This is a genomic window from Stappia indica (genome assembly GCF_001696535.1).
In the GTDB taxonomy this organism is placed as follows: Bacteria; Pseudomonadota; Alphaproteobacteria; order Rhizobiales; family Stappiaceae; genus Stappia; species Stappia indica.
In genome coordinates this window covers 49,416-66,539 of record NZ_MBQE01000002.1, presented here as the reverse complement: position 1 = coordinate 66,539, position 17,124 = coordinate 49,416, and the positions used below count along the sequence as shown (strand labels likewise).

Sequence of the window (17,124 nt, the reverse complement as noted above, 5' to 3'; positions counted from 1 at the left end):
AATGTCGCGTTGGGTGCGTCAGGAGTGGCGGCAGCCGCACTCGGCAATTTTGCTGATCCATTGCAACCCGATACAACCTGGACGCTTCCCTTGGACGGCGCCCCGGCCTAGTCTGCGACCATGACCCAGGACAAGCCCCTGAGCGGCATGCTGCTCATGACCGGTTTCTGCATTCTCGCCCCGCTCGGCGATGCCTTCGCCAAGATCCTCGGCGAGACGGTGCCGCTCGGCCAGTTGCTGCTGGTCCGCTTCGCCCTGCAGGCCGCGCTGCTGATCCCGGTCGTGTGGCTGATGCGAGGCAGCCTGCGCATGCCCATGCGGTTGCTGCATCTCACGGTGCTGCGCACCATCCTGCATATTCTCGGCATCGCGGCGATGTTTGCCTCGCTCCGCTTCCTGCCGCTAGCAGACGCCATCGCCATCGCCTTCGTGATGCCGTTCCTGATGCTGTTGCTCGGCCGTTTCGTGCTGGGCGAGGAAGTGGGGCCCTACCGGCTGATGGCTTGCCTCGTCGGGTTCGCCGGCACCCTGCTGGTGATCCAGCCGAATTATGCCGCCGTCGGCGCTCCCGCACTGTTGCCGCTTGGCGTCGCCGTCGCTTTCGCGCTGTTCATGATGGTCACCCGCAGCATCGCCAAGGCGACGGATCCGATCAGCTTGCAGGCGATCAGCGGCCTCATCGCCACAGCCATTCTCGGCAGCGCCTGGCTCGCCTTTTCCAGCGCCGACGTGCCGGGGCTCGGGTTCGTTTCGCTGGAAGGGCGGGAGATCTGGCTGCTGGGCGCCATCGGCGTGCTCGGGACTGTCGCACACCTGCTGATGACCTGGTCGCTGCGGCTCGCGCCCGCCGCGACGCTGGCGCCGATGCAATACCTGGAGCTGCCGTTCGCGACCCTGATCGGCTTCGTGATCTTCAGCGACCTGCCCGACACGCTTGCCTCGCTCGGCATCCTGCTGACGATCTGCTCCGGTCTCTACGTCATCCACCGCGAGCAGGTGGCAGCGCGGCGGCAGGCCGCTGCCGTTGTCGGCGCCTCTCCGGCGAACGCTGGCAGCAAGGCCTGACCCTCGTCAGACGGCACCGCCCCACCCGAGCGCTGCGACCAGCAGGGACGTTCCCAGCAGGAAGACGACGAGAGCCGCAAAACCCTCGATGCCGGCGTGAAGGCGCGCGGCAGCACGGCCGCCGACGCTGCGCAGCGCCACGTCCTTGGCAACCACCGCAAGCACCGCCAGCACCGAGACCGTCAAACCGGTCCCCACCGCCATGGCGAAGGTCGCTGCAACGCCCGCCAGCGCAAGCCCCTGCGAAATGGCAAACACCAGCACCACCAGTGCACCGGTGCAGGGCCGCAGGCCGATGGCCAGGATCACCGACCAGGCGCGGGCCAGGGTGAAGCGGCCGGCCAGCATCGACGGCGGCGGCGCATGCACATGGCCGCAGCTGCCGCAAACCTCGCCCGCCTCATGGGCGTGGTCATGGTGGTGCACATGGTCATGGCCGTGATGGTGATCGTGATGCCCGTGCCCATGACCGTGATCGTGATCGTGATCGTGATCGTGATCGTGATCGTGGTGATGATGGTCGTGACCGTGGGAGTGATCGTGCGCGCAGGCTGCCACCGCCTGCGCGCCCAGCGCGACGGGTCGGCGCGGCGTCAGCAGCGGCTTCAGGATCTTGCGCCAGACCAGAAAGGCACCAAGCAGGGCGACCGCCGCATAGGAGCCGATCTCGAACCAGCGGGTGGTCTCGGTGATGGCGATCGAGGTCATCCGCAGCAACACCGAAGCGATGCCGATCAGCACCACCGCCGTCACTGCCTGAGCGAAGGCGGAAGCAAAGGACAGAGCGATGCCGCGCCGCAGAGTCTCGCCGTTCGCCAGCACATAGGAGGAGATCACCGCCTTGCCGTGCCCGGGACCTGCTGCATGGAAGACACCATAGAGGAACGACAGACCCATCAGCCACCAGGCGGCGCTGCCGTCTTCCTTCATCGCCTTGATCGCCGTCGTCAGCGAGGCATAGAAGGCCTTCTGCTGTTGGGCGATCCAGCCGAAGAAGCCGGAAAAGATCCCGCCGGGAGCAATCGAAGGCTCGACCAGGCCGACGCCAAAGGGCGACGGCGAAGCCAGCGCCGGTGTGGCGGCAACAAGCACCAGACAGGCAAGCGCCAGAAAGACAGGAAGCGAGGACGAAACGCGCGGGGCGGAACGGGTCATCGGATGCCTCATCGGCAGGGCCTCACTTGCAGCCGATCCTTGCGGAGTTCGACAGGGTCTCGGTGATCTGCACCAGATCGGAAGGCAGTTCCCGCTCGGTCTGGGGAATGGCGGCCAGCGTCGTCGCGGTCTGCGGATCCAGCGGCGGCGGCGGCGTGAAGTCGAGCGTGCAGGTGGACGGCGCGTCCACCATCGCGAAGGGCGTTTCCTGCGTCATCTCGAAGGCGACGAAATAGTTCGGATCGAAGACATCGAGCTCGACGGTGGAGGCGTCCATCACCCTCGCCTCGCGCAGGGGCAGCGTGAAGAACAGCGTCAGCCGGCCGCCGTAGAAATCGAGCCAGTATTCCTTCGGCGGGTCGAACGCCACTTCGGCATCGCCCTGCTGCAGGAAGGTGAAGAACTCGTACTCGGCAAGCGACTCCACATTGACCTGCGCCAGCGGCTGCAGTTCCTCGCGGGAGAGTTCGCCATCGCCGTTCTCGTCGAGCCCCTGCACGGCAAAAGCCGTGAATGCCTCGTCGAAGCTCCAGACATGACGCACGGCCGACAGACGCCCGGCATCGTCGAAAACCACCTCCGCCCGCGCTTCAACGAAGACATGCGGATGGGCCCGTGCCGCGCCGGCAAGGCCGGCCGTCAAAGCGGCGGCAATCAGTCCGGTCTTCCACATGCGGTGCATTTCTCCCAGCCTCGAATCCATGTTGCCGATATTGGCAAACTTCACGGCAACAGCAAGGCAGGCGGTCTCCGCCCGGCATACTCGCTGGCCCATGCTCCGAGGGTGTTCACCGGCAGCACAGTCCACCATGAAGCGGATAATTTTTTCGATTCTTCAAACTTATATGGATTTTTTTATGCTCTAACCAGGACCAAGTCGAACAAAAAAGACGGAATTTTCGAGTTCACAGACCTATATTTTTCTTGTCCAGAGAAGAGCGATGGCACATGGCTCGGCGCCGCCCCCGCAGGTGGCGCGCCCCGTCGTGCCATCCGTTGCATGCTGCCTCGACAGGGCGGGAGGAGAGACGTCATGAATGCCCCAGTGATCGGCCGCAAGCTTCAATCGGTGGAGAACGGCATGTTCGATCATCCGGAATTCCGCGGCCACGAGCAGGTGGTCTTCGGTCACGACCGCGCCAGCGGCCTGTTCACCATCATCGCGGTTCACGACACACGCCTCGGACCGGCGCTCGGCGGCTGCCGCATGTGGGCCTACGCGAGCAGTGCCGAGGCGTTGACGGACGCACTGCGGCTGTCGCGCGGCATGACCTACAAGAACGCACTGGCCGGCCTCGATCTCGGCGGCGGCAAGGCCGTGATCATCGGCGATGCCCGCAGTGCCAAGACGCCCGAGCTGCTTGCCGCCTTCGGCGCCCAGGTCGACCGCCTGGGCGGCACCTACATCACCGCCGAGGATGTCGGCATCTCTGCGCCCGACATGGAGATCGTCGCCACCCGTACGGATCATGTACGCGGCACGCGTGCCACGGGTCTCGGGGATCCCTCGCCTTACACCGCGCTCGGCGTCTTCTGCGGCATTCGCGCAGCACTCCGCCATCGCTTCGGCTCGGACAGCCTCGAAGGACGCAGGGTCTGCGTCAAGGGGCTAGGCCATGTCGGCATGGATCTCGCCGGACAGCTGCATCGTGCCGGCGCCCGCCTCGTGCTCGCCGACATCCACAAGCCGACCCTCGAAGACGCCGCCGCCCGCTTCGGAGCGGAGGTCGTGGCCGCCGACGCGGCGCATGCGGCCGATGTCGACGTCTTTGCACCCTGCGCGCTTGGAGCTGGCCTCAATGACGAGACGATCCCGCAGATCCGTGCCGGCATCGTCGCAGGCGCGGCCAACAATCAGCTGGCCGAGGAACGCCACGACGAAGCGCTGCGCGAACGCGGCATCCTCTATGCGCCCGACTATGCCATCAATGCGGGCGGGGTGATCTCCATCGCGCTGGCCACCCCGGGCGGCGACGACGCGCTGGTGCGGAGCAAGGTCGAGGCCATCGACGAGACGCTGACGCGCATTTTCGAGCGGGCCGAGCGGCTGTCGCTGCCGACGCAGCAAGTGGCAGACACGCTGGCGGAAGAGCGGCTGGCCGCCGCCTGAATCTCAAGACAGGGACCGGAAGGCAGGCGCGGGATCAGCAGACCTCGCCCTGCCGCCGCCGCTCGGCGAACCACTCGCCGAGGAAGTCGACAAAGGCGCGCACCTTGCCCGAAAGGTGCCGCCGATGCGGGTAGACGACATAGATCGCCTGCCCTTCGGGGTGAAACCCTTCCAGCATCGGCTCGAGGCGACCGTCCGCGAGTTCCCGGTGCACGAAGATATAGGGAATGCGAAGGAAGCCGAGGCCGGCGACGGCTGCCGCACGCGCCGCCTCGGCGCTGTTCACCTCGACACGCCCCTTCACCGGCACGTTGATCCGGTTGCCTTCCACCTGGAACTGCCAGTTGTTCCGGAACCGGTAATTGTTGTCGATGATACAGGGCAGGTTCGCCAGATCCTGCGGATGCTCCGGCCGGCCGAAGCGCGCGACCGCCTCCGGCGAGGCGCAGACCACGCCGCGAAACGGCGCCAGCTTGCGGGCGATCAGGCTGGAATCGGTCAGCTCCGCCACGCGGATCGCTGCATCGAAGCCTTCCTCGACCAGATCGACGAACCGGTCCTCCAGCCGCAGGTCGACGGAGATCTGCGGCTCGGCCGCCAGAAAGTCCATGATCGCCGGGTTGAGGAAGTCATCGCCCATCGACCGCGGGGCGGAGATCCGCAAGGTACCGCGCGCTTCCTGATGCGTGTTCTGGATCGAGGCCTTGAGATCGTCGATGCGGGTCAGGATATCGCTCGCCTCCTTGTAGAAGGCATGGCCGACCTCGGTCATCGAGATCTGACGGGTGGTGCGGTTGAGCAGCCGGGCCCCGAGCTCGTCTTCCAGCTCGCCGACATATTTCGAGACGAGCGCCTTGGAGCGGCCCAGCTCGCGCGCAGCGGCCGAAAAACCGCCCGCGTCCACCACCTTCAGGAAGCAGCGCATCCGGCTGAGCGTGTCCATGCCTTCCCCCTCTTCCCGCGACCAGCGCGCGTGCCTCAGGCGTCCCGCCGCCGGCGCAGCCGCCGTGTTGCCCTGCCGAAAAGCCCCGCACCGAACAGCACCGTCAGGAAGCCGCCCGCCGCCGTAACCGCCCCTTCCATCGTCGCCGGCACCGCCGGCTCGAAATCCTCGAAGGCGCGGCTGGCGATCTGCGGATCGAGATCGCGCACCATTACGGCGAGCCGGCCAAAGGGACCGGCATCGCGGAAGGCCTCCTGCTGCCGTTGAAGGTTCGCCAGACGATCGAGGGCACGTTGCGCGCGCTCGCCCTGGGCGGCGACCAGCCGATCGGAAGAGCCCTCCAGCCGGTCGATGGCCTCGCCCGGTGTCAGGCCGTGGATGGCGGCATCCGCACGAAATTCCTCGACCACCTGGGTGAGCGCATCGATGGCCCCGCCGAGCCGCTGGCGGTACTGCTGGGCGAACTCCGGGAGCTGGGACGTGGTAACGCCGCCGAGCATCGCGACGGCCAGTGCCATGGTGCGAGCGATCATGCCCCGTCCCTCCCTTTGTGTGAGATCCTCTACAGCGAGATCAGTCCCGCCTCGCCGGTTTCGGTGCCGAAGGCCAGCTGCGTGCCTTCGTCGTTCCAGGCAAGCGCGCTGACCGCGCCCTCGCCCGGACGCCTGAGCAGCACCTCTTCGCTGTCGGAGAAGCGCGACATCAGCACCAGTCCGTCCTGATAGCCGATGGCCACCACCTCCTCGTGCGGATGGCAGGCGACGCGCGTGACAATCTGGTCGCCGCGGGTTCCCAGCTGCAGCGGCTGCTGGCCCATCGGCCCGCTCTTTCCGAAGAACGGCCAGACGATGGCGGCATTGGCGCCGGAAGTCGCGAGATAGCGCCCCTTCGCCGACCAGCTCATCGAGCGGATCTTGCCGGGATAGCCGGTCATCCGCATGTCCTGACCGTCGGACAGCCGCCAGCCGTGCAGCGCATTCTCCTGCATGGTCGTCACCAGATACTTCCCGTCGGGCGAGAATGTGACGTCCTTGTGCGCGCCCTTCCAGTCGAGCTGCTGGGGCGCAGCTGCCGTGTTGACGAATTGCAGCGTCGCGCCGTCGTACCTGGCGATCGCAAGCCGAAGCCCCTTCGGGGCAAAGGCGAGCCCGCCGACGGCGCGGGGTTGCGAGAAGTCCTTCACGGTGCCGTCGGCCTGGCGGACGAAGGCACTGCGCCCTGCGCCATAGGCGACGGCGCGCTGCGGACCGGCCGCCAGCATGTCGATCCACTTGCGCGGCATCTCGGCGAGCGTCTCGACGGTACCGTCGGCCCCAAGGCGCCGCACCGTTCCGTCGTCCCCGCCGGACAGCAGCGCATCGCCTTCCAGCGTGCGGCAGGCAACGAGCAGCCCGCCGTCATGGACGGGAATGCGGCGCTCGCCCGCATCGGTAAGAAGAAGCACGGCGCCGGCGCCGGAGGCGAAGGCCGGCTGCCCCCGAAGGAAGGCAGCCGCCACGACGAAACCGCCCGGATCGAGCGGAGCAACGGAGACCATCCCGATCAGGCCTCGCACGCCTTGAACGCGACCTCGAGCGCGTCGAAGTCGAGTTCCCGGCCGATCACCACCAGGCGGCTGTTTCGGACCTCGCCGTCCTTCCAGTCGCGCTGATGGTCGCCCTCCAGGATCATGTGCACGCCCTGCACCACATAGCGCTGCGGGTCGTCCTTGAAGGCGATGATGCCCTTGAGCCGAAGGATGTTTGGCCCGTTGACCTGGGTCATGTCGCCGATCCAGCGGAAGAAGACCTGCGGGTCGAGCTCGCCTGCGGTCATCGACACGCTCTTCACCGAATGCGGCGCGTCGTGGTCATGGTGATGGTGGTCATGGCCGTGATCATGGTCATGATCATGATGATGATCGTGACCGTTATGGTGGTGGTGATGGTGGTCATGGTCGCAGTCCGGCCCGCATTCATGCGTATGCTCGGCCTCTTCCAGGAAATGCGGATCGAGCGACAGGATCCGTTCCAGGTCGAAGGCACCGCGATTGAGCACCTCGTCCAGCGGCACGGCACAGCGCTCACTGCGGATCCGCTTGGCATAGGGGTTGATCGACTGGATGCGCGTCTCGACGGCCTTCAGCTCGTCGGCAGTCACCAGGTCGGTCTTGTTGAGCAGGATCACGTCGGCGAAGGCGATCTGGTCCTCGGCCTCGTCGGTGTCGGCCAGCCGCTGCAGCACGTGACGGCAGTCGACGACGGCAACCACCGCATCGAGCTTGGCCTTGGCGCGCACGTCCTCGTCCATGAAGAAGGTCTGGGCGACCGGCGCCGGATCGGCGACACCCGTGGTCTCGACCACGATGGCATCGAAGCTGCCCTGACGCTTCATCAGGTTCTCGACGGTGCGGATCAGGTCGCCGCGAACGGTGCAGCAGATGCAGCCGTTGTTCATCTCGAAGATTTCTTCGTCGGATTCGACGAGCAGGTCGTTGTCGATGCCGATCTCGCCGAACTCGTTGACGATCACCGCATAGCGGGTGCCGTGGTTCTCGCTGAGAATGCGGTTGAGCAGCGTCGTCTTGCCGGCGCCGAGATAGCCCGTCAGCACGGTGACGGGGATCTTGCTGTCCTGGGATAGGGTCATGGCCTTGCCTGTATCTGACTTGGGCGCGGCCCGGCATGGATCGCCTGCCGCGCTTTCCCGTGAATATGGGGTGCGTTACCCATCGCAGTACCGAATTTTCCGCGCCTTGGCAAAATCTGGCGCGCGAAACGGGGCCCGAACCTAGAGCAGGAACGGAAAGCCGCCCTCGAGCTTCAGCAGCGCGATCTTCGTCTCGCTGCCACCTTCCCCCGAATATCCGCCTAGGCCGCCGGCGGACAGCACCCGATGGCAGGGGATGATCACCGGGATCGGGTTGGCGCCGCAAGCCTGGCCGATGGGCTGGCCAAAGGTGGAAAGCCGGGCGGCAAGGTCGCCATAGGTGCGCGTTTCGCCATAGGGAATGGCCAGCAGCTCGCGAAACACCGACTGCTGGAACTCGTTGCCGGCCGGCGCCAGAGGCAGGTCGAAACGCGTCAGGTCGCCGGCGAAATAGCGCCGCAGCTGGTCGAGCGCCTCCTCCAGAAGCGGCGTTGGAGACGGATCGCGCCGGCGCCCCCAGCCGACGCGCACGATGGCATCGTGTGCCGCCTCGATCTCGAGCGGTCCGACAGGGGTATCGAGATGTGCAACGTCGCTCACGGCAACCGCTCCGGAAAGTGCGCGGGGAGATGCCCCTTGCGGCCCAGGACACCAGTCCCCTTCCAAGGGGCGTAAGCCCGCGATATCAAGGGCCTCAACGACTCTACCATGACACACCGTGCGGACGACATCGCCTGCCCGGTCCCGGGAGGAACCATGCTGAAAACCATCGAAGGCTTCAACAGGATCGGTGAGGAGAACGCCTTCGCCGTGCTGGCGCGCGCCACCGAGCTTGCCCGCAGCGGCAAGGACATCATCAATCTCGGCATCGGCCAACCCGATTTCCGCACGCCCGACCACATTGTCGAGGCGGCGGTGAAGGCGCTGCGCGACGGCCATCACGGCTACACACCGGCAACCGGTATCCTGCCCCTGCGCGAAGGCGTTGCAGCGGACATCGAGAAGCGCACGGGCGTTGCGGTCGATCCCGACAAGGTCGTCGTCGTGCCGGGTGGCAAGGTCACGATGTTCATGGCGATCCTCATGTTCGGTGAGCCGGGTGCGGAGATCCTCTATCCGGATCCCGGGTTCCCCATCTACCGCTCGATGATCGAGTTCACCGGCGCAACGCCGGTTCCGGTGCCGATCCGCGAGGAGAACGATTTCGCTTTCTCTGCAGAGGAAACGCTCGGCCTGCTGACGCCGAATACCCGCCTGATCATTCTCAACTCGCCCGCCAACCCGACCGGTGGCGTGACGCCGCGCGCCGAGATCGAAAAGCTGGTGGCCGGCCTTGTCGCACGTCCCGACATCGCCATCCTGTCGGACGAGATCTACGGCCAGATGACCTATGACGGCGCGGTCCATACCTCGCTGCTGGAGTTCGAGTCGATCCGCGACCGGCTGATCCTGCTCGACGGCTGGTCGAAGACTTATGCCATGACCGGCTGGCGCATGGGATATGCGGTCTGGCCGCAAGCCCTGATCGACAAGGCACGCAAGCTCGCCGTCAACTGCTGGTCCTGCGTCAACGCACCGGCCCAGTATGCCGGCCTCGCCGCGCTGGAAGGCCCCCAGGATGCGGTCGCCGAGATGATGCGGGAGTTCGACAAGCGCCGGAAGCTGGTGGTGGACGGGCTGAACGCCCTGCCCGGCGTCAGCGCACGCACGCCCATGGGCGCCTTCTACGCCTTCCCCAACATCTCCGCGACCGGCTGGAAGGCGAAGCCCTTGGCAAGCGCCCTGCTGGAGGAAACCGGCGTCGCCACCATCGGCGGGCCGGATTTCGGTATTCTCGGCGAAGGCTATATCCGCCTGTCCTACGCCAATTCGGCAGAGAACATCGCCCGCGCGCTGGAGCGCATGGGCGAGTTCCTCTCCAACAAGGCCAAGTAGGCTTTAGGGCTTCGGATCAGCGCGCTGTCGGAATGAGTGCCGACAGCGCGATGGCCTGCTCGGGCACGAGAAGCAGGAAGGCGCCGGCAGGCGCCACCGAGGCAAGGCCCTCGCTCTCGCCGACATCGAAGGCGGCGAGAACGCTGCCGTTTTCCAGCACGAACTCGATGCCGCCCTCCGGCGGCACGCGCCAGCCGAGCTGGGGCAGCTCGCCGCCGGCCGGGCTCGTGCAGGCGCTCATGTCGGCACGAAACGCGTCCTGCGGAAAGAGGCCGCCGGCAGCCTCGGCCTTCAGGTCGAGCCGGCAGACGGTCCCCGACACTTCGTCGATGAGCTGCCAGTGACCTGCAACGCGCGCCTCGACCGGCTGCGCGCCCGTGAAGCCGGTGCCGAAGAACACCAGCGAGAACAGCGTGACGGCGACGAGAACGCCGATCCGTTGCATGTGAAGCGCCATGATCCCGATCCTGCTTCTGCAAGGCGCGAGCGTTTGCGCGCGCCCTGGTCCGGCAGCGAATGACGAGGGAACGGTTCAACCGTTCGTACCGCCGTCATCCGACTGCAATCGGAACAGGATCGGCCGAACCCATTAACGCTTCGTTAAGCTTGTTCAAACCTTTCGCACGAAAGGCGTCTCGGCAACCGGGGTGACCGGCTTCCCGTTCCGGAACCAGGACAGCAGGTTGTCGACGACGAGCTGGCCCATGGCGTTGCGGGTGTGCTGCGAGGCGGACCCGACATGCGGCAGCAGAACCACATGCTCCATGTCGATGAGCGCCTGCGGCACCCGCGGCTCGTCCTCGAAGACATCGAGACCCGCGGACAGGATCGTCCCGTCCTGCAACGCCCTCACCAGCGCCGGCTCGTCGATGACCGTACCCCGGCCCACATTGACGACGATGCCCTCCGGCCCCAGCGCCTTCAGCACCTCGGCATTGACGATGCCCTTGGTGGAGGCCCCGCCCGGCGCCACCACCATCAGCGTATCGCAGGCCTCGGCCATGCCGAGCAACGTCTCGTGATAGCGATAGGCGACGTCCGGCTGACGCGAGCGGCCGTGATAATGGATCTCGAGACCGAAGGCCTCGGCGCGTGTAGCGATCGCCTTGCCGATACGGCCGAGGCCGAGAATGCCGAGCTTGCGGCCGCGCAGCGTCGCGCGGGTGAGCGGGAACGGCCCCTTGGCCACCCATTGGCCAGCGCGCAGGTAGCGCTCGGCCGCCGGCAACTCGCGCGCAGCCATCAACAGCAGGCTCATCGCGGTGTCGGCGACTTCCTCGCTGAGGACATCGGGTGTGTTGGTGACGCAGATGCCCTTCGTCGCGCAGTGGCGCGCATCGACGGAATCGTAGCCGACGCCGAAATTGGCCACGATCTCCAGCGCCGGCAGACGGTCGATCAGCGCCGCATTGACCGGGACATGCGCGCCGCCGGCCACCGCCTGCACCCTGGCGCAGAGGTCGGCCGGCAGGGCGGCGACATCCGCAGCTGCGACCCGGTGGACGGTGAACTGCTTGTCGAGGCTCGTTTCGACCAGCGGAAGCATGCGCCCGAGCATGAGGATTTCGGCCAAGGCCATCGTGTGTCTCTCCCTTTCAGAACCTGTGAAGGATGATGCAGGTCGTCACCCCACCTTGCCGCCTCCCGGCGGCGGGGTGCTCTCGCGGATGTTTAGGGCCGGCGCAATCATGCGACGCTCGTCGCCGACGGCCTCCCCGCCGATCTGGCGCAGGATCAGCTCCGCCGCCTCGCGGCCGATGCGGCCCGGATTGTTGCATACGGAAGTCAGCGAGGGCGATCCGCCAGCGGCCCCGTCGGTGTCGTCATAGCCGCCGACCGCCATGCCTTCCCCCGGCTCGACACCGGACCGCTTCAGCGCATCGATCAGGCCGAAGGAGATGAGGTCGTTGAAGCCGAAGACGGCTGTCGGGCGCGACTGCGCGGCAAGGAGCGCCGGCACTGCCTCGCGCCCGTCGGCCTGCGTCATCAGCTCGGGAATGTCGACCTGGGCTGCCGGATCGAGGCCGGCGGCTTCCAGGGCCTGACGCCAGCCGAGATTGCGGTCGCGGCCCGCAGAACTACGGCGCCGACCGCCGACCATGGCGACGCGCTCATGCCCCTGCGCGATGAGGTGCTCGGTCAGCATCCGCCCTCCGGCGATGTCGTCGCCGCGCACCACCGGCGCGCGCGCGCCGTCCACATCGCGGCAGATCAGCGTCACCGGGATACCGGTCTCGACCAGCTGGTTGATCTCATCGGCGGTGGTGTCGACGGAAGCGCACAGAAGCAGGCCATCGATCCGGTGCTGCAGGAGGCTGTCGACGAAGCTGCGCTGGCGGCGGACGTCGTCGCGGTGGTTGCAGATCAGGACGACCTGTTGCTCTCGCCCCAACTCGTCCTCAAGCGCCCGAAAGATCTCGGCGAAATAGGGATTGAGAATGTCGTGGACGGCAATGCCGACCATGTTCGACCGTGCCGTGCGCAGCGCCGCCGCCGACCGGTTGTAGATATAGCCGACGCTGCGGGCATGCGCCTTGATCCGCTCGCGCGTTTCCGCCGCGACCAGCGGCGAGTTGCGCAGGGCCAGGGAGACGGTGGCCGTCGAGACCTGGAGCTCGGCGGCCATGTCGCCGAGCGTGATGCGCCGATGCCCCCCGCGCGATGCGCCGCGCACGGACGCAGCTCCGGAAAGGTCGGTGGCGCCCTCGCCTGTCGGCCTGTCGGGACGATCCCGGTTCGGGGAAGATCTGTCGCTCACGATGCGTCCCTCGCGCCGGTTCGCGTATTCGCGACCCTAATCGATTGAAAGATCACCCATCGCAGCACCGCATACAAGGCGAACCTACCCCCGTCCCTGCGAGGCCGCCTCCGCCGCCACCTCGGCCTGCGAAATCTTGCGCTCGCGGTACAGGATGTAGAGGCCGGAAGCGGTGACGATGGACGCGCCGATCACGGTATAGACCGTCGGAACATCCGCAAACACGAGATAGCCGAGCGCCACCATCCACAGGATCTGCGTGTACATGAAGGGCGCCAGCACCGGCGCCGGCGCCAGCACATGCGCGCGGATCAGGGCGAAATGGCCAATGCCGCCCAGCGCGCCGGTCGCCAGCAGCAGCACCCAGTGCCAAGCGCTCGAAGGCATCTGCCAAGCGGAAATGCCGAAGGGCGCAATTGCCGTTGCCGCGACGATTGCCGAGATCATCAGCATTCCGACGGGAGAGTCGGTCTGCGTCAGCATCCGCGTCGTCAGCACGTAGATCGCGTAGCAGAGCATCGAACAGACCGAGAGCAGAGCGGCCCAGTGCATCTCGCCGAAGCCCGGCCGCGTCACGACCAGAATGCCGATGAAGCCGACGATGATCGCCATCCACCGGCGCATGCCGGCCCATTCGTTGAGCAGCGGCCCGGCCAGAGCCGTGACGACAAACGGCGTCGCGAACATGATCGACACGGTCTCGGCCAGCTGCATGTAGCGGATCGCGAAGAAATTGAACGCCGTCGACCCCAGCAGGCAGAGCGCACGCAGGATCTGCAGACCCCAGCGGCGCGTGTGCAGCACCTGCGGCGTGCGCCAGAGACGGAACAGCAGGATACCGTAGAAGATATGCGTCATGAACCGCATCCACACGACCTGCTCGGTCGGCAGATACCGGCCGAGATACTTCGCCGTCGTATCGAGGCATGAGAAGCACAGGAAGGCGAAACAGATCAGCGCGATGCCGACGAAACGCTCGGGAATGAGCTGACGCCAGCCGCTGACCGCCCGTTGCAGGGAATCCAAGATGTACCCTCACTCGTCTGCCGACAGGCGCCGGCAGGTCGACGCACTTCATCGGTCACGACCGGAATCGTGCATTTGTCCTATTAATGGGGAGTAGATCAGGGAATCCTGGGACTTGTCATGTCGCGGAAATGCACACCCGCTATGCGCTGGAAGCAACCCGGACCATCGCCCTGCGCAGGGCGGACACGCAAGGCGAGGAGCGCACCGCCGGCGCACTCCTCGCGAATGCCAAGGGAACGAATGAAACCCTCGCCTATTCGGCGTCGTCGACCTCGAGATCGACCTCGTCGACGGTCCGCGAGCCGAGGTTCTTCTCGACCTGCCGCAGCAGCTTGCGCAGCTTCTTGCGGTCCTTCTCGTCGAGGCCGGCCAGTGCCTCGCGCTCCAGCCGCTTCCAGGACCGGTCGACGGTCTCGACCAGCGCCCGGCCCTCGTCGGTGAGGAAGACGCGCGCAAGGCGCCCGTCGGTTTCGGAGGCCGCGCGGCGCAGGAAGCCCTGCGCCGAAAGGCGGGTCACCATCTTGGTGATGGTCGGCGGCTGCACCGAAAGCACGGCCGCGAGCTGGCTCATGGTCTGGCCATCATCTTCCGACAGAACCTTGAGCACGGCTTCCTGACCCGGATGAAGCCCGATCCGGGAGAGGTGGATGCCTGCGCGCGAACGATGGGCCTTGGCCGTCTGGGCCAGGCGAAACGTCACGCTCTTTTTGTAATTGAACGCCATGTCTCGCCTTCTAATGCCGGCAAATGAAAGCTTGATGACAGCGAACGAAACTCGCGTCCACGCTTCACAGCCAATCCCCGGACATGATGTCCTGCCACGCATAATGCGTCCGGAACGGCAAGGAATCAAAAGGGATTCGCCGTCACGGCGAAATCGCGGTCAGGCAGCCGAGCATTGGAGCGGACAGGAAAGACGGCTCACCAGCGCGCGAGCTTGCGTTTCACTTTTTCAAGATAGCGCCTGCGACTGTCGTCCGTGGAGGTATCCATCTTGTAGTGGGCAAGGTAGCGGACGCGGCAGCGCGGATGGCAAAGCGCCCGGATACCGCGCAACACCGTCTTGCGGCCAGGCTCGCCGATAATCTTGGAGATCAGCCAGGACGCGCCGCAGGTCGTGACCACCGCGATCTTGCGGATGTGCTGCATGCGCGGCCGCGTGCCGGTGGTCTCCGTCGGGATGTCGAAGGTGACATGCGGGATCCAGACCCGGTCGAGATAGCCCTTGAGCATCGCCGGCAGCCCGTACCACCAGGTCGGATAGACGAAAAGCAGCGCTTCGGCCCACAGGATGTCGTCGACATGCTCGGCGACCGGATCCCGGTTGACCGCCGGATCTGCGTAGCGGCGCCACTCGCCATCTTGCATCACGGGATCGAAGCCGCGCGCATAGAGATCGGTAAGACGGGTCTCGTGACCGGCGGCCCTGAGCGTTTCCATCGCCGCCTTGCAAAGGGACGCGGAAAAACTGTCGGAAGCGGGATGGCAGAAGATCACCAGGACGCGCATCAAAGCCTCTCGAGTTCCGCCGTCACGCGCGCGACGAAGGCCTTGCGCCCGGCCTTGTCGATCCGGTTCATGTCGTAGAGCGCCAGATAGGACAGCCGCCCGGTCGGCGCGATAAGTGCCCGCAGCACCCGGCGGACCAGCTTGCGCGGCGGATCGCCGACCAGGCAGGCGCGAAGCCGGCTGCCGCCATAGGTGGTCACCGCGACCAGCCGGCGGATGTGCTGGAGATTGGGCACGACCTTGCCGTCACGCATGCGGAAGGAAACGCCAGGCAGGAAGACGCGGTCGAAATAGCCCTTCAGGATCGCCGGGAAGCCGAAGTTCCAGACCGGATAGACGAGGACGATCGCCTCCGCCCGCATCAGCTGCTCGACATAGTCCGCAACCGGTTCGCGATTGCGTTCGACATCGTGATAGGCGAGCCGCTCCTCCCGGCTGAGCACCGGGTCGAAGCCCCTTGCGTAGAGGTCGCACTCCTCGACCGAATGGCCGGCGGCAACCAGCACCCGCAAGGCCTCGTTCTTCAGCGCGGTGGAGAAGCTCTCTTCCACCGGATGCGCATGGATGAGGAGCACACGCAAGGGCGCCGACCTATCGTGCCAGGCCGGGGAACAGGAAGGTCTGCTCGGCCGCGAAATCGAAATCCGGATTTTCCCAGGCGATCATCTTGCCGGGATTGAGCAACCCCTTGGGATCCGCCTCGCCCTTGAAGGCGAGCTGGACCGCATCGGTCTGCTTCATGCCGCCCTCTTCGAGAGTGTAGCGATGCGGATTGAAGATCGGGCAGCCGAGATCCTCGTGGATGCGGATGATCTCGTTGAGCCGTTCCTCGGTCGTGTAGCGCACCACCGGCAGGCCGAAGCACGTGATCTTGCCGTCGAAGCGCACGAACTCCAGATGGCCCGGCACCTCATCGCCGAACATCTCGGCCAGCTTCACCGCCTTCTGAACATGATCGGGGAACGGATAGAGCACCTGCAGATAGGTGATCGAGGGATCGACGCGCAGGCCGCGCAGCGTCGTGTGGTTCCAGGTCAGCTCGTAGACGGGGGGGAGGCCCTTGCTCTCCTCCGCGCTGGCGAGATCGGAGCGATAAACCACCTCCGCCCCCTTCTGGCGCCGGGTGAAGGCGGCGAAGGCATCCATTGCGAACGGCGCCACCATGAGCGCGCAAACGGACTGGTCCGAGCGCAGGAACTTGCGGTGCCGCAGGAAATAGTCGTGCGGCAGCGGTGCGGCGATGGGCGCGATCTCCTTGGTCAGGATGCCGTCCTGGTTGGCGATCGCATCAGCATAGCGCGCTGCACCTGCAAAATCGTCGAAGCCGACCAGGACATCGACCCAGTCATAGGCCGACGTCAGCGGCACGGTGACTTCGGTGATGACGCCATTGGTGCCGTAGGCGTGGCTGACCTTGTGCATGTCCTCGCCGGACAGCGTCAGCACGCGCGGCTCGGCCTCCATCGTCACCACCTTCAGCGAGATGATGTTGCCGAAGTCCCGCAGTCCGCCCCAGTTGATCGACCCGACGCCGCCGGACCCGCCGGCGATGAAGCCGCCGATGGTCGCTGTCCGATAGGTGGACGGATGCATCCGCAGTTCCTGGCCCGTCGGGCGCACGGCCTCGTCGATGGCATACATGATCGCGCCGGCCTCGGCCCGCACGAAGCCGCGCCCGGTTTCGAGCACCTGGTTCATTTCGGCAAGGCTGAGCACGACGCCGCCGGACAGCGGCATTGCCTGGCCGTAATTGCCGGTTCCGGCGCCGCGCGTCGTCACCGGGATGTCGAGTTCGTAGCAGGCCTTCAGGACGCGGATGACGTCCGCCTCGCTGCGCGCACTGACCACGATGTCGGCGGTGACGTCCTCGAGCTGGCGCTTGAGAACCGGCGAATACCAGAAGAAGTCGCGGCTCTTCTGCCGCACGATCTGCGGGTTGTCCTCGATCGCCAGACCTTCCAGGGCGGTCTTGAGTGCGGCGATGTCATGCAT

The 17,124-nt window shown here is 66.0% G+C and carries 18 protein-coding genes; 3 read left to right on the top strand and 15 right to left on the bottom strand.

All coding sequences use genetic code 11. From position 1 onward, the window contains the following. Positions 1-120: 120 nt before the first annotated feature. The gene (locus BBX35_RS08310; protein WP_067218532.1) at positions 121-1,065 is read left to right on the top strand and encodes a DMT family transporter; all 945 of its coding nucleotides are present in this window, start codon (positions 121-123) and stop codon (positions 1,063-1,065) included. Positions 1,066-1,071: 6 nt separating this feature from the next. On the opposite strand, the gene BBX35_RS08305 is transcribed toward BBX35_RS08310, so the two are convergent. Both BBX35_RS08305 and BBX35_RS08300 read right to left on the bottom strand, forming a co-directional pair. After that, on the bottom strand, positions 1,072-2,220 hold the full coding sequence (locus BBX35_RS08305; protein ID WP_067219877.1) for a nickel/cobalt transporter: 1,149 nt from the start codon (positions 2,218-2,220) through the stop codon (positions 1,072-1,074). 22 nt (positions 2,221-2,242) lie between these two features. Continuing rightward, positions 2,243-2,893, bottom strand: coding sequence for a DUF1007 family protein (locus tag BBX35_RS08300; RefSeq protein ID WP_171901411.1), 651 nt, complete (start codon positions 2,891-2,893; stop codon positions 2,243-2,245). Between the two features lie 360 nt (positions 2,894-3,253). On the opposite strand from BBX35_RS08300, the gene BBX35_RS08295 reads away from it, so the two are divergent. Next, positions 3,254-4,330, top strand: coding sequence for a Leu/Phe/Val dehydrogenase (locus BBX35_RS08295; RefSeq protein WP_067218528.1), 1,077 nt, complete (start codon positions 3,254-3,256; stop codon positions 4,328-4,330). Between the two features lie 34 nt (positions 4,331-4,364). Here the strand turns inward: BBX35_RS08295 and BBX35_RS08290 are convergent, their stop codons facing one another. The 5 genes from BBX35_RS08290 to BBX35_RS08270 form a co-directional block, all read right to left on the bottom strand. After that, positions 4,365-5,273 (bottom strand): LysR family transcriptional regulator, encoded by a 909-nt coding sequence (locus BBX35_RS08290; protein ID WP_067218525.1) that lies wholly within the window; start codon positions 5,271-5,273, stop codon positions 4,365-4,367. Between the two features lie 35 nt (positions 5,274-5,308). Beyond that, positions 5,309-5,806 (bottom strand): DUF2937 family protein, encoded by a 498-nt coding sequence (locus BBX35_RS08285; protein WP_067218523.1) that lies wholly within the window; start codon positions 5,804-5,806, stop codon positions 5,309-5,311. A 29-nt stretch (positions 5,807-5,835) separates the two neighbouring features. Beyond that, positions 5,836-6,810, bottom strand: coding sequence for a WD40 repeat domain-containing protein (locus BBX35_RS08280; protein ID WP_067218521.1), 975 nt, complete (start codon positions 6,808-6,810; stop codon positions 5,836-5,838). 5 nt (positions 6,811-6,815) lie between these two features. Then, complete coding sequence (locus BBX35_RS08275) at positions 6,816-7,901, bottom strand: CobW family GTP-binding protein (RefSeq protein ID WP_067218519.1); 1,086 nt, start codon at positions 7,899-7,901, stop codon at positions 6,816-6,818. Positions 7,902-8,042: 141 nt separating this feature from the next. Beyond that, positions 8,043-8,501 (bottom strand): methylated-DNA--[protein]-cysteine S-methyltransferase, encoded by a 459-nt coding sequence (locus BBX35_RS08270; RefSeq protein WP_067218516.1) that lies wholly within the window; start codon positions 8,499-8,501, stop codon positions 8,043-8,045. A gap of 156 nt (positions 8,502-8,657) precedes the next feature. On the opposite strand from BBX35_RS08270, the gene BBX35_RS08265 reads away from it, so the two are divergent. Further along, positions 8,658-9,836: a pyridoxal phosphate-dependent aminotransferase gene (locus BBX35_RS08265; RefSeq protein ID WP_067218514.1), complete on the top strand. Its 1,179-nt coding sequence runs from the start codon at positions 8,658-8,660 to the stop codon at positions 9,834-9,836. Between the two features lie 16 nt (positions 9,837-9,852). Here the strand turns inward: BBX35_RS08265 and BBX35_RS08260 are convergent, their stop codons facing one another. The 8 genes from BBX35_RS08260 to BBX35_RS08225 form a co-directional block, all read right to left on the bottom strand. After that, the gene (locus BBX35_RS08260) at positions 9,853-10,293 is read right to left on the bottom strand and encodes an AprI/Inh family metalloprotease inhibitor (RefSeq protein WP_067218512.1); all 441 of its coding nucleotides are present in this window, start codon (positions 10,291-10,293) and stop codon (positions 9,853-9,855) included. 153 nt (positions 10,294-10,446) lie between these two features. Beyond that, positions 10,447-11,415 (bottom strand): 2-hydroxyacid dehydrogenase, encoded by a 969-nt coding sequence (locus tag BBX35_RS08255; RefSeq protein ID WP_067218509.1) that lies wholly within the window; start codon positions 11,413-11,415, stop codon positions 10,447-10,449. A gap of 45 nt (positions 11,416-11,460) precedes the next feature. After that, positions 11,461-12,594, bottom strand: coding sequence for a LacI family DNA-binding transcriptional regulator (locus BBX35_RS08250; RefSeq protein WP_208979800.1), 1,134 nt, complete (start codon positions 12,592-12,594; stop codon positions 11,461-11,463). An 84-nt stretch (positions 12,595-12,678) separates the two neighbouring features. After that, positions 12,679-13,620 (bottom strand): DMT family transporter, encoded by a 942-nt coding sequence (locus BBX35_RS08245; RefSeq protein WP_083206132.1) that lies wholly within the window; start codon positions 13,618-13,620, stop codon positions 12,679-12,681. A 256-nt stretch (positions 13,621-13,876) separates the two neighbouring features. After that, positions 13,877-14,347, bottom strand: coding sequence for a MarR family winged helix-turn-helix transcriptional regulator (locus BBX35_RS08240; protein WP_067218507.1), 471 nt, complete (start codon positions 14,345-14,347; stop codon positions 13,877-13,879). A 197-nt stretch (positions 14,348-14,544) separates the two neighbouring features. Beyond that, positions 14,545-15,132, bottom strand: a complete 588-nt coding sequence (locus BBX35_RS08235) for an NAD(P)H-dependent oxidoreductase (protein ID WP_067218505.1) — start codon at positions 15,130-15,132, stop codon at positions 14,545-14,547. Next, entirely contained in the window at positions 15,132-15,713 is a 582-nt protein-coding gene (locus tag BBX35_RS08230; protein WP_067218502.1) for an NAD(P)H-dependent oxidoreductase, read from the bottom strand. The genes BBX35_RS08235 and BBX35_RS08230 overlap by 1 nt, the downstream gene beginning before the upstream one ends. A 10-nt stretch (positions 15,714-15,723) precedes the next feature. Beyond that, the gene (locus BBX35_RS08225) at positions 15,724-17,124 is read right to left on the bottom strand and encodes an FAD-binding oxidoreductase (protein ID WP_067218500.1); all 1,401 of its coding nucleotides are present in this window, start codon (positions 17,122-17,124) and stop codon (positions 15,724-15,726) included.

Bases quoted from the DNA above. Each gene is read 5' to 3' on its own strand.
- BBX35_RS08235 (WP_067218505.1), bottom strand. From the start codon at position 15,132: ATGCGCGTCCTGGTGATCTTCTGCCATCCCGCTTCCGACAGTTTTTCC.
- BBX35_RS08280 (WP_067218521.1), bottom strand. From the start codon at position 6,810: ATGGTCTCCGTTGCTCCGCTCGATCCGGGCGGTTTCGTCGTGGCGGCT.
- BBX35_RS08295 (WP_067218528.1), top strand. From the start codon at position 3,254: ATGAATGCCCCAGTGATCGGCCGCAAGCTTCAATCGGTGGAGAACGGC.
- BBX35_RS08260 (WP_067218512.1), bottom strand. From the start codon at position 10,293: ATGGCGCTTCACATGCAACGGATCGGCGTTCTCGTCGCCGTCACGCTG.
- BBX35_RS08290 (WP_067218525.1), bottom strand. From the start codon at position 5,273: ATGGACACGCTCAGCCGGATGCGCTGCTTCCTGAAGGTGGTGGACGCG.
- BBX35_RS08285 (WP_067218523.1), bottom strand. From the start codon at position 5,806: ATGATCGCTCGCACCATGGCACTGGCCGTCGCGATGCTCGGCGGCGTT.
- BBX35_RS08225 (WP_067218500.1), bottom strand. From the start codon at position 17,124: ATGCATGACATCGCCGCACTCAAGACCGCCCTGGAAGGTCTGGCGATC.
- BBX35_RS08265 (WP_067218514.1), top strand. From the start codon at position 8,658: ATGCTGAAAACCATCGAAGGCTTCAACAGGATCGGTGAGGAGAACGCC.
- BBX35_RS08255 (WP_067218509.1), bottom strand. From the start codon at position 11,415: ATGGCCTTGGCCGAAATCCTCATGCTCGGGCGCATGCTTCCGCTGGTC.
- BBX35_RS08275 (WP_067218519.1), bottom strand. From the start codon at position 7,901: ATGACCCTATCCCAGGACAGCAAGATCCCCGTCACCGTGCTGACGGGC.
- BBX35_RS08240 (WP_067218507.1), bottom strand. From the start codon at position 14,347: ATGGCGTTCAATTACAAAAAGAGCGTGACGTTTCGCCTGGCCCAGACG.
- BBX35_RS08300 (WP_171901411.1), bottom strand. From the start codon at position 2,893: ATGTGGAAGACCGGACTGATTGCCGCCGCTTTGACGGCCGGCCTTGCC.
- BBX35_RS08310 (WP_067218532.1), top strand. From the start codon at position 121: ATGACCCAGGACAAGCCCCTGAGCGGCATGCTGCTCATGACCGGTTTC.
- BBX35_RS08305 (WP_067219877.1), bottom strand. From the start codon at position 2,220: ATGACCCGTTCCGCCCCGCGCGTTTCGTCCTCGCTTCCTGTCTTTCTG.